The 14,350-nt window shown below is 51.0% G+C and carries 12 protein-coding genes and 1 pseudogene; 6 read left to right on the top strand and 7 right to left on the bottom strand.

Going from position 1 to position 14,350, the window contains the following annotated elements:
- From AB5903_RS14220 to AB5903_RS14245, 6 genes and pseudogenes are all read right to left on the bottom strand, one after another.
- Positions 1–118: pseudogene (locus AB5903_RS14220) on the bottom strand (ECF transporter S component); the annotation flags it as partial.
- Between the two features lie 162 nt (positions 119–280).
- Positions 281–2,173 carry a TonB-dependent receptor gene (locus AB5903_RS14225; RefSeq protein WP_272709783.1) on the bottom strand — a complete coding sequence of 631 codons (1,893 nt, stop codon included), beginning with the start codon at positions 2,171–2,173 and terminating at the stop codon, positions 281–283.
- A 64-nt stretch (positions 2,174–2,237) separates the two neighbouring features.
- On the bottom strand, positions 2,238–3,635 hold the full coding sequence (locus AB5903_RS14230; protein ID WP_272709784.1) for an aldo/keto reductase: 1,398 nt from the start codon (positions 3,633–3,635) through the stop codon (positions 2,238–2,240).
- A gap of 84 nt (positions 3,636–3,719) precedes the next feature.
- On the bottom strand, positions 3,720–5,243 hold the full coding sequence (locus AB5903_RS14235; RefSeq protein WP_272709799.1) for a 4Fe-4S binding protein: 1,524 nt from the start codon (positions 5,241–5,243) through the stop codon (positions 3,720–3,722).
- A gap of 81 nt (positions 5,244–5,324) precedes the next feature.
- A complete protein-coding gene (locus tag AB5903_RS14240) occupies positions 5,325–6,926 on the bottom strand; it encodes an ABC-F family ATP-binding cassette domain-containing protein (protein ID WP_272709785.1) in 1,602 nt (533 codons plus the stop codon).
- A gap of 241 nt (positions 6,927–7,167) precedes the next feature.
- The gene (locus tag AB5903_RS14245; RefSeq protein ID WP_005653146.1) at positions 7,168–7,650 is read right to left on the bottom strand and encodes a cytidine deaminase; all 483 of its coding nucleotides are present in this window, start codon (positions 7,648–7,650) and stop codon (positions 7,168–7,170) included.
- 99 nt (positions 7,651–7,749) lie between these two features.
- On the opposite strand from AB5903_RS14245, the gene AB5903_RS14250 reads away from it, so the two are divergent.
- Complete coding sequence (locus AB5903_RS14250; RefSeq protein ID WP_005653144.1) at positions 7,750–8,670, top strand: glucosaminidase domain-containing protein; 921 nt, start codon at positions 7,750–7,752, stop codon at positions 8,668–8,670.
- A gap of 233 nt (positions 8,671–8,903) precedes the next feature.
- Here AB5903_RS14250 and AB5903_RS14255 read toward each other — a convergent pair whose 3' ends face one another.
- Entirely contained in the window at positions 8,904–9,050 is a 147-nt protein-coding gene (locus AB5903_RS14255) for a hypothetical protein (RefSeq protein ID WP_153881314.1), read from the bottom strand.
- Between the two features lie 111 nt (positions 9,051–9,161).
- Here AB5903_RS14255 and AB5903_RS14260 point away from each other — a divergent pair, with 111 nt between their 5' ends.
- Genes AB5903_RS14260 through AB5903_RS14280 form a run of 5 tightly spaced genes read left to right on the top strand, consistent with a single transcriptional unit; the run spans position 9,162 to position 14,350 of the window.
- Entirely contained in the window at positions 9,162–10,409 is a 1,248-nt protein-coding gene (locus AB5903_RS14260) for an efflux RND transporter periplasmic adaptor subunit (RefSeq protein WP_005653142.1), read from the top strand.
- Between the two features lie 19 nt (positions 10,410–10,428).
- Positions 10,429–11,094: an ABC transporter ATP-binding protein gene (locus AB5903_RS14265; protein WP_005653140.1), complete on the top strand. Its 666-nt coding sequence runs from the start codon at positions 10,429–10,431 to the stop codon at positions 11,092–11,094.
- 37 nt (positions 11,095–11,131) lie between these two features.
- Positions 11,132–12,406, top strand: a complete 1,275-nt coding sequence (locus AB5903_RS14270) for an ABC transporter permease (protein ID WP_005653138.1) — start codon at positions 11,132–11,134, stop codon at positions 12,404–12,406.
- A gap of 13 nt (positions 12,407–12,419) precedes the next feature.
- Positions 12,420–13,697 (top strand): FtsX-like permease family protein, encoded by a 1,278-nt coding sequence (locus AB5903_RS14275; RefSeq protein WP_005653136.1) that lies wholly within the window; start codon positions 12,420–12,422, stop codon positions 13,695–13,697.
- A 29-nt stretch (positions 13,698–13,726) separates the two neighbouring features.
- Positions 13,727–14,350 (top strand): DUF2807 domain-containing protein, encoded by a 624-nt coding sequence (locus tag AB5903_RS14280; protein ID WP_005653134.1) that lies wholly within the window; start codon positions 13,727–13,729, stop codon positions 14,348–14,350.

Raw genomic sequence — 14,350 nt, forward strand, 5'->3', positions numbered from 1 at the left:
GTATAAGGTGGAAAAGCTGGGGCAGTGCCATATTGCCTGCAATGAACAATGCGGCCATTAAGTAAGTTCTTGCATTGCTGTAATCCAGCGAATAGAGTTTTACAGTTTTTGTTTCCATGTTCTTATTGTTTATAAAATAATCTTATTCATTTATCGGGTAAATTGTATTGGTCTGTCGGATAATCTTTATCGGCTAATCAAACAATCTGTTTTATACTCACAAAGTTATAACTATTATTTCAAACCAATACGGTCTTGACAACAGTAATGCCTGATTTTGTCAGAAATTGATATTCACTCCGCCCATAACGGTTGCCTTAGGCATCGGAAAGCCGTCGTTTATTTCGTAACGTTGCGCCAGCAGGTTTTCCCCTCGTACAAAGACATCGGCATAGCGGCATACACGATAATTGGCACGCAGGTTCCAGAGAACAAAACTTTCTTTCTTCTCCTTGCCTTTGCTTACGTTGGTATAGAGGTCTTTTATATATTGCACTCCGGTTGACACTCCCCAGCGGCCTCGCGTAAAGTCAACGCCTGCATAGAGTTTATGTCCGGGAGCGGCAATCACCGGATTCTCCATGTGCAGCCAACTGTAATTGGCATTTGCCTGCCAGTGCGGGGTAATGCGGTAACCGATATTGGCTTCAATGCCCCGGTTTTCAATCTTGCCGGTATTTACGTTCTTGGGCTTGCCGTCCGTAGGAACGGTCATAATCATATTGTCGCCGTCAATGTAGTAGAGGTTTATGCCGTAAGACAAAGTGCCGTCCAACACCCGTTGCGAGAAAGACAACTCGTAGCTCATCAGGCTTTCCGCCATTAAATCCGGGTTCTGTGGCGGAAACATGTACATCTCACGGATGGTGGGGTTACGGAATCCCTTGCTCACCATTGCTTTCACTTCCATCTGTCGGGGCAAGTGGAACGAAAGGCCGCCCTGCGGAATCCATTCCGTGCCTACGTGCGAATGGTGGTCTACACGGATGCCCGCATCCAGAGAGAGCCATTCGCCGAGGTCTTGACGGAAGTCTACATATCCGGCAAATTCATCCATTTGCTTGTCTACACCCGGAACACGTTCGCCGGTAGACACCATGCGGTTCCATGATTCGCCGCCGAAGTGCTGATAGTCGAAACCCGTGGTCAGACGGTTGCCGGCGAAAAGCGTTACGCTCTGATACCACGACACGCCCAGCATGCGGTCTTTGGAGTTGAAATGGGATTCCTGCGGCGTACCGCCGGGATGATAGCCGTCATTGATTTTATGGCGTCCCCAGTTATAGAAGAAACTCAAGGCGCCGGAGCTCTTTTCATAATGGTTTTCGAGAGCGAGCGAAGTCATGCCGCGCGTGATGCGGGAGTCATTGTCTATGTACGGATTACCGGCTTCGCCCGGATTGGAGGCCTTGAACTGCGTGATGTTTACATCGCCCCACAGTTTCCAGGAATCGTTGAAGTCATATCCCAGCTTGGTATAGCCGCCGTATTGCTCAAACTCCATATTGTCGCGATGCCCATCGGTACGGTTGTAAGAGCCGGTGACAACGCTGCTGAAACGCCCTTTCCTGATGCGGTTGGAAACTTCCGTCTGCAATGTGTTGTAGGAGCCGTAGCCGATTTGCGCATGGGTCTTAACCCCGTCTTCCTGCATCTTGCGGGTTACGATATTGATAACGCCACCCATGGCGTTGGAACCATACAGCACCGAGGCAGGGCCGCGAAGCACTTCCACCCGGTCGGTCAGCATGGTCTGATAGGCATCGGCAATGGGATGTCCCATTAATCCCATATATTGGGGATGGCCGTCAATCAGCACCAGCAAACCAGCCGTAGGGCTGCCGCCGATGCCGCGCAGGTTCATTCCGCCTGCTGCTCCCGTGGACACGCCGTATCCCATGATGCCGCGGCTTGTAGCGAACAGTCCGGGCACTTGCTCTGTCAGTGCAGGTAGTACGGATGGTTGGAAACGTCGCTCCAACACCTTGCGGTTCACTACGGAGATGGTCATCGGCAGATGCCGTATATCCGTTTCGTTTCTTGTTCCGGTTACTACCACTTCATCTATAGTCAGGTTCCGGGCAATGCGCGCGCTGTCCTTTGCAGCCTGCGCAAATCCCGCCATTGTCCAAAGGCCGGCTATCGAAAGGAGTAATATGTTTTTTTTCTTCATTCGTATCGCTTTCTTCATTATTTGCTCCGCCAAAGATAGGGCGTATTTTCTTTTTCCGTTTGTATTATAATCTCTCTTGTTTGAGATTTTCTACAAACCGGTCTATTTCCTGTAACTTTTGGGGTATATCGATGCTTTGAGGACAGTGCGGGTTGCATTGGTCGCATCCTGTACAATGGCTTGCCTGGCGGAGCTTCGGTACGCTGCGGTCATAACCGATGAGGAAGGCGCGGCGGGCTTCGCGATAGTTCTCATCCCGGCTGCTTTTGGGTATATTGCCCTCGTTGACGCAGCGGTTGTAATGCAGCAGAATGGCGGGAATGTCCAGTCCGTAGGGACAAGGCATGCAATACTTGCAGTCGTTGCACGGGATGATAGGATAGGTAAGCATTACCTGCGCCGTATCTTCCAGCAGAGCCAGTTCTTCTTCCGTGCAAGGGTCGAGGGGGGAATAGGTGCGGAGATTGTCCTGCAGATGTTCCATATACGTCATGCCGCTCAGTACCGTCAGTACCTTGGGGAAGCTCCCGGCAAAGCGGAATGCCCAGGAAGCCACACTCTCTTGCGGGCGATGTTGTTTCAGGCGTGCCACCAAGTGGTCGTTCAGTCTGGATAGCCGTCCTCCCAGCAGCGGTTCCATGATAATGGCGGGAATGTCGCGTTTAACGAGTTCGCCATACAGATATTCGGCATTGACATTATTGCCCGAAGCATGCCGCCAGTCGGCATAGTTGAGTTGGATTTGCACGAAATCCCAGTGTATGCGGTCGTGCATGGCCAGTATTTCATCGAACACGTCCGTTGTTCCGTGAAACGAAAACCCCAGGTTCCGGATACGCCCGGCCTTGTGTTCTTCCATCAGAAAATCAATCATACCGTTGTCGATGTACCGTGCCCGGAATGTCTTGATGCCGCCATTGCCGACGGAGTGCAACAGATAATAATCGATGTAGTCCACTTGCAGGTCCTCGAACGATTTCCGATACATGGCAATTGAATTCTCGCGGGTGTAATTGGAAAAGTTGGACAGTTTGGTGGCTATCAGGAACTTTTCACGCGGATGGCGTTTCAGTGCTATTCCCGTTGACTTCTCCGACCAACCCTGCACATACACGGGCGATGTGTCGAAATAGTTCACGCCGTGGGCGATGGCATAGTCAATCAGTTCGTTGACCGCTTCCTGGTCTACCTCATCTCCGTTTCCGTCAGCCCGCTTCCGGGTAGGCCAGCGCATGCAGCCGTAGCCCAATAAGGATACCCGGTCGCCCGTGGTGGGATTGGTACGGTACACCATCTTATCGATAGGAATTTCACCCAAAGCGGCCGATTCGCTGTCCGAACGGTTGTTCTTGCCGGAGCAGCCATACAGTGCGGCTGCCGATGCAAACGTCCCTGCGCCGGCAAGCTTGAAGAAGTCCCGGCGGTTTATCTTGCTGTTATTCTTATTATTCTTTTCTTCCATAGTTACTCGTATTTATTCTTCTCGATGCTGTCTGTTGTCCAGAACGTATCGAAGATTTTCCTTTATCGTTTTGTCATCTGATTCTCACACCGTTCTGTGCATGATATGTCCTTCCACATAGATTGCGCTGAACGGGCGTGCCGGACACAGGTTCTCACATGCGCCGCAGCCGATGCAGCGTTCGGTATTGACAACGGGTATTTTGGGGGATTGCGGATTTCCGGAGTCCGAAGCCACCATTTGTATGGCGCCGACCGGGCAGTGGCGAGCGCAGTTGCCGCACTCCACCTTATCGGTGATGCAGATGCAATTCTCCTTTATCCATACGGCATGACCTATCTGGATGGCCGATTTGTCGGCTTTCGTTATCGGCCGGATAGCACCTGCCGGACAAACTTCCGAACACTTGGTACATTCGGGACGGCAGTAGCCGCGCTCGTAGGACATTTCCGGCTGCATCAGCCGTGTCAGGTCGGAAGAGGGGCGCAGCACCTGGTTGGGACACACCGCAACGCATAGCTGGCAAGCCGTACAGTGTTGTGCAAAGTTGCGTGCGCTCAACGACCCCGGAGGAGTAATGGCGGCGGCACGTGCGGGTATCTTCTTGTCTTCGATGGCGGCCAGTCCGCCGTCTACTTTCTTCTCTTGCGCCTTTAGAGCGGCGGTAGTGGCCAATACTGCCGTTGCCGAGAGAAATGCGCGCCGGGTATCATCTGCCGGTCCGGTAGAAGTTGTTGTACATTGAGTCTGATTCCGGGCGGATATTTTCGTAGCATCCGCTTTATGACGGCGGCGGGTGTAGGTGATGGCTCCCTGTCTACATTTATCCAGGCAGTCCATGCATGCCACGCAACGGCTGTAATCAATTTCGTGGGTTTTGGAGTTGATGCACGATGCCTTGCAGTTGCGTGCGCAAAGTCCGCAGCCGTTGCACTTCTCGGTATCTATGACCGGTTTGAAAAGAGAATACCCGGACAGGAAACCGAGCACCGTACCTACCGGACAAATCGTGTTGCAGTACGTACGTCCGCCTCGCCATGCCAATATGATGAGCACGACAAAAGTAAGGGTCGCAATGATGAAGGTGGGCAGGCTTTTCATCCACACCTCCGTTTCATAAAAAGCGTAGCTGTCCGCCCGTTCCGCCAGATATGCCAGCAGGTTATTGCCCCACTGATAGACGGGAGCGAAGAGACTGGAAGCGATGCGTCCGTAAGAGCTGTACGGTTCGAGCAGTGAGGCGACTGCATGAAAGCGCACGCCCGCAACGAGGGCCACGGCAAACACTGCCAACATTGCGTAGCGCAGCCATTTCCTGGCGGGAGAATAGCGGAAACGGTTTTTCTTCCGCTTGCCTGCAAACCGGGAAATGACATCCTGAAATACGCCGAGCGGGCAGATAACGGAGCAATAGACGCGTCCGAACAGCAGGGTCAATGCAACAAGCAGCAGTACCACGCCTGCATTCAGTGCGAGCAGTGCGGGGAGGAACTGTATTTTCGCCATCCAGCCCATCCAGCCGTGCAGCGTTCCGGTGAAATCGAGGAACAGGAGCGTGACGAGTGCAAAGAATACAATTGCAAGTGTCAGTCTGATAGTACGTAACATAGTCATAATAGTTTTATCATTGCAAAAATAAGGAGTTTATAATTAGTTTGTGTATATGGATTACGTTTGTTTTTACCGATTTTACAGAAAAAAGCTTATTTCTTGTTCAATTCCTGTTTCTTTCAGAAAATCCCGGTCGTGTGAGACTGCAAGTACGGTACCTTGATAGTTACGTATCGTAGCTGTGATGATTTCAATACTTTCGATGTCCAGATTATTGGTGGGCTCGTCCAGAATAAACAGGTCGGGAGTGTTATCGGCAATCATCAGACAGCAGAAGGCAAGACGCATTTTCTCACCGCCGCTTAATTTGCTGCAAGGCTTGTTCCAGACGTCCTGCGGGAAAAGGTAACGGTTTAAGATGGTCTTTGTTTCATGCTCCGGCAGATGCCGCAGATTGAAGGCTTCCGCTTGTTCCGAAACGGTATATTCATTTTGGATAAGGGAGTACTCCTGATCCAGATAAATATAGGTAAAGTCTGCACGCTCTATCGTTCCGCCGGTCGGTGTCAGTTCGCCGGTAATCAGTTTCAGCAGGGTTGTTTTGCCGCTGCCGTTATCACCTTTAATGCAGAACCGGTTGCCGCTGCGTAGCTGAAAGCTGAGCGGAACCTTCCAAAGGTTTGTGTTGCTGTCCGGATAATGAAAGTTGATATTCTGTGCCGTGACGAGTATTTTGCCTATATGCAATGCCGAAGCATTGAAGTCGGTTTTCAGCTTGTTTGTTTGCGGCAGGGAGCCTTTCAGGTTTGTTATTTCCTGTTGAATCTTGTCCGTTTTTTCGGCATGGACATTGCTGAGTTTGCTACTGCTGTTTTCGGCATGATTCTTCAGGCCGCCCAACAGGATACGTGGAATACCTTTCTTTATGGAAGCCTTTTCGCCTCGTGTGTTTTGTCTGGCTTTCCGTTCTTCCATTTCACGGGCGGTCTTGCGGGCGAGGCGCAAGGCCTTTTCTTTTTCTTCCAACTGCTGTTGCAGGGCATTGCGGTGCACTTCCTTCTGTTCTTTGTAAAAGTCGTAATTGCCGCCGTAGCAAGCCAGTCCGTTGCGGGAGAGTTCGCAAATGGCGGGTAACAGATTTAGCAGAGTACGGTCGTGACTGATAACGAGCACCGTAGCCGAAGTGCGGTGTACGAAATCATACAGACGTTTCCGCCCGGCAGTATCCAGGTGATTGGTCGGTTCGTCCAGCAGTAGGGTGTCCGGTTCTTTCAGTTCCATGCCGGCAAGGAACAGGCGTGTTTTCTCTCCGCCGCTAAGCCCCTCTAACGGGCGTAAAAGAGAGATACCGTCCAAATGCCAGGCGTGGAGAACGGCTTGGGTGCGCTCTTCGATATTCCAGTCGTCGTCGAGCCGGGCAAAGTGTTCTTCCGCTGCATCACCGTTCAGAATGGCATGGAGTGCAGTTAGCTTGCGGTCTATGCCTAATACCTGCGCAACCGTCCGGTCGTCATATTGTCCGAAATGCTGGGGCACATAGTAAAGATGTCCGGAACAATGCACACTACCGGTGCCCGGCGATGCTTCTCCCGCAAGGATACGCATCAGGGTGGACTTTCCGCAACCGTTATTGCCTGTCAGCGCGGTCTTTTCTCCGGAATTGATAATCAGATTGAGGTTGGAAAACAAAACTTCCTTATCAGTATGGGTATAGCTAAGGTCTTTAATAATGATACTCATAAATTTACTGTGTTTAGGGTAGATAACATAGGTGTCTGTACGACACACTTTCAACTCTTGTAAGGCTGTGGGGAACAGACAAACACAGTAAAGGCTAAACATATCCTTTTTGAGTGATGCTCAGCGTTCTGATATGAAAAGCATATATAAAGTGATGTTTACCGAAATGTGCTGTCTTTATTTGGATATTCTCATTGGTGTAGTATTTGTTGGTTAGCGGTTGCAAAGGTAGGTATTTGTTTTATAACATGGAAGACGCATCGAACGAAAGCGGCAGCAATGCGCCCACACTTCTCAATTCATAAATGCCTTTTTCGCCGGACAGCAGTATGCGCATGGGACGTTTGAAACGTTTTTCCGTTTCGAGCATTACCTGCCGGCAGGCGCCGCACGGGGGAATCGGTTCTTCCAGGAACTCGCCGCGTTCGTTGCGGGCGGCTATGGCAAGTGTCTCCACAGCCTGGTCGGGATATTGGGAGTTGGCATAGAACAAAGTGGTGCGTTCCGCGCAAAGCCCCGACGGATAGGCTGCATTCTCCTGATTGGTTCCGGTAACGATGATATTGTTTGCCAACCGGGCGGCTGCGCCTACCGAGAAGTGCGAGTAGGGGGCATAACTGCGGTAAGTTGCCTGCCGGGCGGCATCCAGGAGCTCGCGGTCGGCGGCATTCAACTCTTCGTATTCGTATATCTTGATGGCAATCTGTATGTTCAGGTCCTTCATAGAATAATGGTTTATTGTAATTAATGTTACAAAGATAGGAAAGAGATTGGTTTTTTCAATTCTTTTGCAGACTTTTGTGTCAAATTCAACACCCGAAGCATGAAACCTATATTCAGACTGACTGCTATCATAGCACTTCTCCTTATTTGCGTGGCTGTGCAGGCACAACGCAGAAATTCCCGTTACAACGAATATATCAAACAATATGCCCCGCTTGCCGTGGAGCAGATGAAGGAACATAAGATACCCGCCAGCATCACACTGGCACAAGGCCTGCTGGAGAGCGGTGCGGGACAAAGCGCACTGGCACGCAAGAGCAACAACCACTTCGGCATAAAGTGCCATAGCGACTGGCGCGGGCGGAGAGTGTACCACGACGACGATGCCAAAGGAGAGTGCTTCCGCGCCTATCGCCACCCGAAGGACTCCTACGAGGACCACTCGCTCTTCCTGAAACGCGGCGCACGCTATGCTTTCCTGTTTAAGTTGAAGATTACCGACTACAAAGGCTGGGCGCGCGGCCTGAAAAAAGCGGGATACGCCACAGACCCTTCCTATGCCAATCGCCTGATAACCATTATCGAGGACTATGACCTGTATAAGTACGACAGCCGCGGCATGAGCAAGCGCGAGGCCCGCAAGTGGGAGAAAGAACTGAAGAAGAAACCCTGGCTTGCCAACCCGCATCAGGTGTATATTGCCAACGACATTGCCTACGTTGTGGCCCGCGACGGCGATACTTTCCAGTTCCTGGGCAAAGAGTTCGACATCAGTTGGCGCAAACTGGTGAAGTATAACGACCTGCATAAAGAGTACACCTTAGAGGCAGGCGACATCATCTATCTGAAAGACAAGCGTAAGAAAGCCGCCAAACCTCATACCGTTTATATTGTAAAAGACGGCGATTCCATGCATTCCATTTCGCAGAAGTACGGCATCCGTCTGAAGAATCTGTATAAGATGAACCGCAAGGATGCGGAATATGTGCCCGAAGTAGGGGACAGACTGCGCCTGAGATAACGTTCCGGAAAGATTATCGTAAGTGCTTGATGCTCATAAGAAAGTATGTACCGGGAAATACCTCGGCTTGGTACGCGGAGTACCAACCGTTGGTATCTCTCGTACCACAGTGCGGTATTCGTAGTACCACAGTGTGGTACATGCCGTACCAAAGAGTGGTATGACAAGTACCAACGCGTGGCATGACAAATACCAAAGGGGGAAACGGACGCTGAGGTGAGGAGTTTTCCCCGTTATCCCCTGTCGTTTATATTTCTTCCGCCGTACCATTGTGCTTTCTCTTCCGTCTGTTTCTTCTTTTCGTACAGTGCAGCTATCCGAAAATGTACAGAGTGTCCGAAAACGGACACTCTTCTTTTTGCCTTAACGCTTGTTTTCAATGATTTATGTTTTTGGCACGGATTTGGCAAGTATAAGGGCGAAGAATCGCAGGCTGTCCGTTTACGCAACAGGACGGCAGCAACGTAAAACGGTAAATAAAGACAGAAAATATGGATAGAGAGATTCCGAAAGAAGTTCGTAACAAAGAGCGTAACAAGAAAATCATTCGTTATGGCGGCATGGGCGCTGCGGGTATCGTCGTTATCAGTGTGCTCATCTCATTGATGCGCACGGGGGTGAAGGAGAAGGACATCGTATTCTCCCAGGTAAGTACAGGCACGATTGAAGTCAGCGTAAGCGCTTCCGGCAAGGTGGTTCCTGCCTTTGAGGAGATTATCAACTCGCCCATCAACACCCGTATTCTGGAAGTATATAAGAAAGGCGGCGACAGCGTGGATATAGGCACGCCCATCCTGAAGCTGGACTTACAGAGCGCCGAAACCGACTACAAGCAGAAACTCGACGAGGAGCAGATGCGCAGCTACAAGCTGAAGCAGCTCAAGCTTGAGAATATGACCAAGCTGAACGACCTGGAGATGAAGATAAAAGTCTCCGCCATGCAACTGAACCGCAAAAAGGTGGAGTTGCGCAACGAGCAATACCTCGACAGCCTCGGTTCGGGTACTACCGACAAAGTGCGTCAGGCAGAGTTGAGTTATAACGTGGCGGAGCTGGAATACGAACAGTTGAAGCAGCAGTACGCCAACGAGAAGGAAGTGCTGGATGCCGAATATCAGGTACAGGAGCTGGACTTCAGCATCTTCAGAAAAACGCTTGCCGAAACGAAACGCACGCTGGACGATGCGCAGGTCCGCTCGCCCCGCAAGGCAATCCTCACTTACATAAACAACCAGATCGGTGCGCAGGTGGCGGAAGGTTCGCAGATTGCCGTCATCTCCGATTTGAGCCACTTCAAGGTAGAGGGCGAGATAGCCGACACGTACGGCGACCGTATTGCCGCCGGCGGCAAGGCGATAGTCAAGATAGGCAGCGAGAAGCTGGAAGGTACGGTGAGCAGCGTCACTCCGTTGTCCAAGAATGGTGTTATTTCCTTCACCGTACAGTTGAATGAGGACAACAACCGCCGTCTGCGCTCCGGCCTGAAGACGGACGTATATGTGATGAACGCTGTGAAAGAGGACGTGATGCGCATAGCCAACGCCTCTTACTACGTGGGTCGCGGGGAGTACGAACTGTTTGTACGCAATTCCGACAAGGAGATTGTGAAACGCAAAGTGCAGTTGGGCGATTCCAACTTTGAGTTTGTGGAAGTTATTGGCGGCTTGCAACCGGGCGATGAGGTGGTGGTGAGCGACATGAGCCAATATAAGAACAAGAATAAGCTGAAACTGAAATAACAATTAAATACCTATCATTATGATTAAGTTAACTGGCATCAACAAGATTTATCGTACCAACGAGATTGAAACCGTAGCGTTGGAGAATGTGAACCTCGAAGTGAACAAGGGGGAATTCCTCAGTATCATGGGACCTTCCGGTTGCGGTAAATCTACTTTGCTGAATATTATGGGTTTGCTAGATGCGCCTACCGGTGGCACGATTGAAATAGCCGGTACCAAGGTGGACGGCATGAAGGACAAGGAACTGGCGGCTTTCCGTAACCGGAAGCTGGGCTTTGTGTTCCAGTCTTTCCATTTGATTAACTCGCTGAATGTGCTGGACAACGTGGAGCTGCCTTTGCTGTACAGAAAGGTATCGTCCAAAGAACGTCGCCGCCTGGCAGAGGAAGTGTTGCAGAAAGTAGGCCTGAGCCACCGCATGCGCCACATGCCTACACAGCTCTCCGGCGGTCAGTGCCAGCGTGTTGCCATCGCACGCGCCATTATCGGCAATCCGGAGATAATCCTCGCCGATGAGCCTACCGGTAACCTGGACTCCAAAATGGGAGCGGAAGTGATGGAGCTGCTGCATCGACTGAACAAGGAAGACGGGCGCACCATCGTAATGGTAACCCACAATGAAGAGCAAGCCAGACAGACCTCAAGGACAATCCGCTTCTTCGACGGCCGTCAAGTAGAATAACCCCCATAATCCATAACTTATAACTCATAACTCAAAAATGCAGACCATTCGCCAAGCTTTTATACTTTTACGGCAGAACCCGTTGCTGAGTACCATATTCATATTAGGTACGGCATTTGCCATTACCATGATTATGGCGATTGTGATTACCTGGCAGATGAAATATGCCGACATCGAGCCGGAAGTGAACCGTAACCGCTCTCTCTACATAAGCAAGATGCATTTGCAGGGCAAGGAGAACAAGAACTGGAATAATTATACAGCCTGTTCGCCGGCTTTCATGAAGAACTGTGTGCAGCCGTTGCCCGAAGTAGAGGCCTGTACGGCATTTGTTCCGGCAACGGTCGCCCTGGTTTCCATGCCCGACGGCACTAATGCGGTGAAAGTGGATGCTATGGAAACCGACCCGGGATTCTGGAAAGTGTTCCGGATGCAGTTTGTCGCAGGACGGGGATTCGATGATTCCGACCGGGGCGGTGATGTGTCCGCCATTGTCGTGGCTGCTTCTGTGGCGCGGAAACTGTTCGGCACTACGGATGCAGTAGGCAAGACGGTGCTGCTGAACCGTAACGAAGCGCGTATCTGCGGGGTGGTAAAGGATGTTTCGGTCATTGCGAAGGATGCTTATGCGCAAGTGTGGCGCATGTATCCCGCCAAGTTGCAGGATGCCACTTCCATCTGGAGTTATGCCCAATCGCATACGGTGGTGGCGCTGGCACGTTCTTCCGAAGATATTCCGGCCATCAGGCAGGGAATAGCGAAGCGGGTGAAGGACATCAATGCCGTACAGGCCGAAACGCTGATGGACATTATGGAACAGCCCGATGAAATCGTGGCGCATGTCAACCATGTGTGGGCCAACGTGGGGCCGGATTTGCGGATGTTGTACATACAGTACGCTCTGGCATTGCTCATTGTTCTTTTAGTGCCGTCGCTCAATCTGTGCGGCCTGAGCAACAGCCGTATGCAGCAGCGCATCAGCGAACTGGGCGTGCGTAAGGCATTCGGAGCGACGCGCGGCGTACTCATAAGGCAGATCTTGAATGAAAACCTCGTACTGACTCTGATTGGCGGAGCGGTGGGGCTGGTGTTCAGCTATCTGGCCGTGTACGGCATGCGTACGTGGCTGTTCACCAATAATCAGAACACCGGCACTTCCGGCGAGTTCGACCTGAGCATGTCGGTACTGTTCAGCCCTACGGTGTTCTGTCTGGCATTCCTTTTCTGTCTGGTCATCAACCTGCTGAGCGCAGGCCTGCCTACATGGCTTGCCGCACGGCACACAATTGTGGATTCTTTGAACGATAAATAAAGCGAGATTGATTATGAAATTCATAGTACATAACTTACGTATGATTCGGGCGCGTCTCCGCAGTAACGGATGGGTGCTTGCAGAATTGTTTCTGGTATTTATCGTGATGTGGTTTCTCTGCGATTCGCTGGGATGCCTGAAGTATACGTTCTATCGCCCGTTGGGCTATAACATAGACCATGTGTACCAGCTTTCAATGATTAAGGGCGGTGAAAGCCGGGACAGCAGCATGACGAGTGCGGACAAATACCTGGGCATCCTGCAGAAGCTCGAAAGGGAGCCTGCGGTTGAAGTGGCCGCCCTGTCGTATTGGAGCCTGCCGATGAGTGGCAATAATTCCTATAACTCGCTGGCTGTGCAGGATACCATCGGCTGTGCAGTGCGCATAATAAACGCTACCGGGGGATATACGCGGGTATTCCGCATGAAGGAAGATGCCAAACGTCCGTTTGCGGCAATGCCTGTGAGGGGTGATGTCACATCCGGCAATTATGTGATGTTGAGCGAGGGTGCGGCCGACTATTATAAGGAAAGAGTACCCGGCTTCTCTTTGGATACTCCCTTGAGCTGGTACGGAGATTCCGCGAACGTGGTAACACAGTGCGGCATGATCGGCAGTTTCCGTTCCTATCGCTATGGGGCAGATGCAGAGTGGGCTTTCCGGAGAATTGACGAGAATGTGATACGGACCGAATTGCGGGATGATGGAGCGCAGATTGTTTTCCGCGTGAAGGAAAACATGGACTCTCCCGATTACCGGAGCAAGTTTCTGAAAGAGATAGCCCCGCATCTGGACACCGACAATATGTTCATAGCCGACGTTGTGCCTTATACGGAGCAGCAATATCAGTTTGAAGTGATGAAAGGCGATGTGGATAAGGTGAATACGCAAACGGTTGTGGTGGTATTCCTGTTGGTGAATGTGTTCCTGGGGCTGATAGGCACTTTCTGGTTCCGCACCCGTAGGCGCCGCAATGAAATAGCTTTGCGGCTTGCCATGGGCAGCACGAAGAAGCAGATATTCTGCCTGCTCATGGGGGAGGGATTGCTGTTGCTGACTCTTGTTACGCTGCCCGCCATGATTGTCTGTTATAACGTGGGCATTGCCGAATTTACAATGGGACATACGGAACTGATTACCACCTGGCCGGTGAAATGGAGCTTCCTGCGTTTTCTGCTGGGCTCGTTGGGTGCATGGCTGCTGATAGCGCTGATGGTGGTGATTGGAATATGGTTCCCGGCACGGCAGGCTATCAAGATACAGCCGGCAGAGGCGTTGCACGAAGAATAGAATGTGAAACAAAATAAAAAAGAAGAAATATGAGAACTGATATAGCGGGTGTTATCATTGCATTGGTATTGGCCTTTGCAGGTATGCTAAGTGTTTGTGCACAAGATGCAAAAGTAAGTGAAGTACGTAAGGTGGATGCTTTCTCGTCCATTGAGATAACCTCTGTGGGGACAATTCATTTTACACAGAGTGATACTTATTCTTTCAGGATTGAAGGCAGGGAGAGGTACGTGAAGAATACGCAGACCACAGTGAAGGACGGCCGTCTGCTGATAGGTTTCAAGGACGGGAAAAACAAGCGCAGGAGCAATCAGAAGGATGGCGTGACTATCTGGATTTCGGCTCCCGACTTGAAGGAGGTGGAGTTTACCGGTGTAGGCGAATTCAAATGTGAGAAGCCCTTGAAGCTCGATGCCGTGTCATTCGAGATAAAAGGTGTGGGTGAAGTGAATGTCTCCGACTTGACGTGCAACGAGCTGAAAGTTGCCTTGCGCGGAGTAGTCAGCGCCGATATTCATGTAACCTGCGACTATTTGTCCGCCAAAATGGGTGGTGTGGGCAGTGTCACTTTGAGCGGAAGCGCCGGACGCGCTGATATTTCCAAAGGAGGCATAGGAGGCGTAAATACAGATAATTTAAAAATAGGCCGTTGA

Origin of the sequence: Bacteroides sp. 2201st1_D9_2201SCRN_220225, from assembly GCF_040928965.1 — a bacterium.
Classification (GTDB): Bacteria; Bacteroidota; Bacteroidia; order Bacteroidales; family Bacteroidaceae; genus Bacteroides; species Bacteroides stercoris.

Excerpts from the sequence above, each read along its gene's own strand:
- AB5903_RS14260 (WP_005653142.1), top strand. The coding sequence starts at position 9,162 with ATGGATAGAGAGATTCCGAAAGAAGTTCGTAACAAAGAGCGTAACAAG.
- AB5903_RS14245 (WP_005653146.1), bottom strand. The coding sequence starts at position 7,650 with ATGAAGGACCTGAACATACAGATTGCCATCAAGATATACGAATACGAA.
- AB5903_RS14225 (WP_272709783.1), bottom strand. The coding sequence starts at position 2,173 with ATGAAGAAAAAAAACATATTACTCCTTTCGATAGCCGGCCTTTGGACA.
- AB5903_RS14275 (WP_005653136.1), top strand. The coding sequence starts at position 12,420 with ATGAAATTCATAGTACATAACTTACGTATGATTCGGGCGCGTCTCCGC.
- AB5903_RS14235 (WP_272709799.1), bottom strand. The coding sequence starts at position 5,243 with ATGTTACGTACTATCAGACTGACACTTGCAATTGTATTCTTTGCACTC.
- AB5903_RS14280 (WP_005653134.1), top strand. The coding sequence starts at position 13,727 with ATGAGAACTGATATAGCGGGTGTTATCATTGCATTGGTATTGGCCTTT.
- AB5903_RS14240 (WP_272709785.1), bottom strand. The coding sequence starts at position 6,926 with ATGAGTATCATTATTAAAGACCTTAGCTATACCCATACTGATAAGGAA.
- AB5903_RS14270 (WP_005653138.1), top strand. The coding sequence starts at position 11,132 with ATGCAGACCATTCGCCAAGCTTTTATACTTTTACGGCAGAACCCGTTG.
- AB5903_RS14265 (WP_005653140.1), top strand. The coding sequence starts at position 10,429 with ATGATTAAGTTAACTGGCATCAACAAGATTTATCGTACCAACGAGATT.
- AB5903_RS14230 (WP_272709784.1), bottom strand. The coding sequence starts at position 3,635 with ATGGAAGAAAAGAATAATAAGAATAACAGCAAGATAAACCGCCGGGAC.
- AB5903_RS14250 (WP_005653144.1), top strand. The coding sequence starts at position 7,750 with ATGAAACCTATATTCAGACTGACTGCTATCATAGCACTTCTCCTTATT.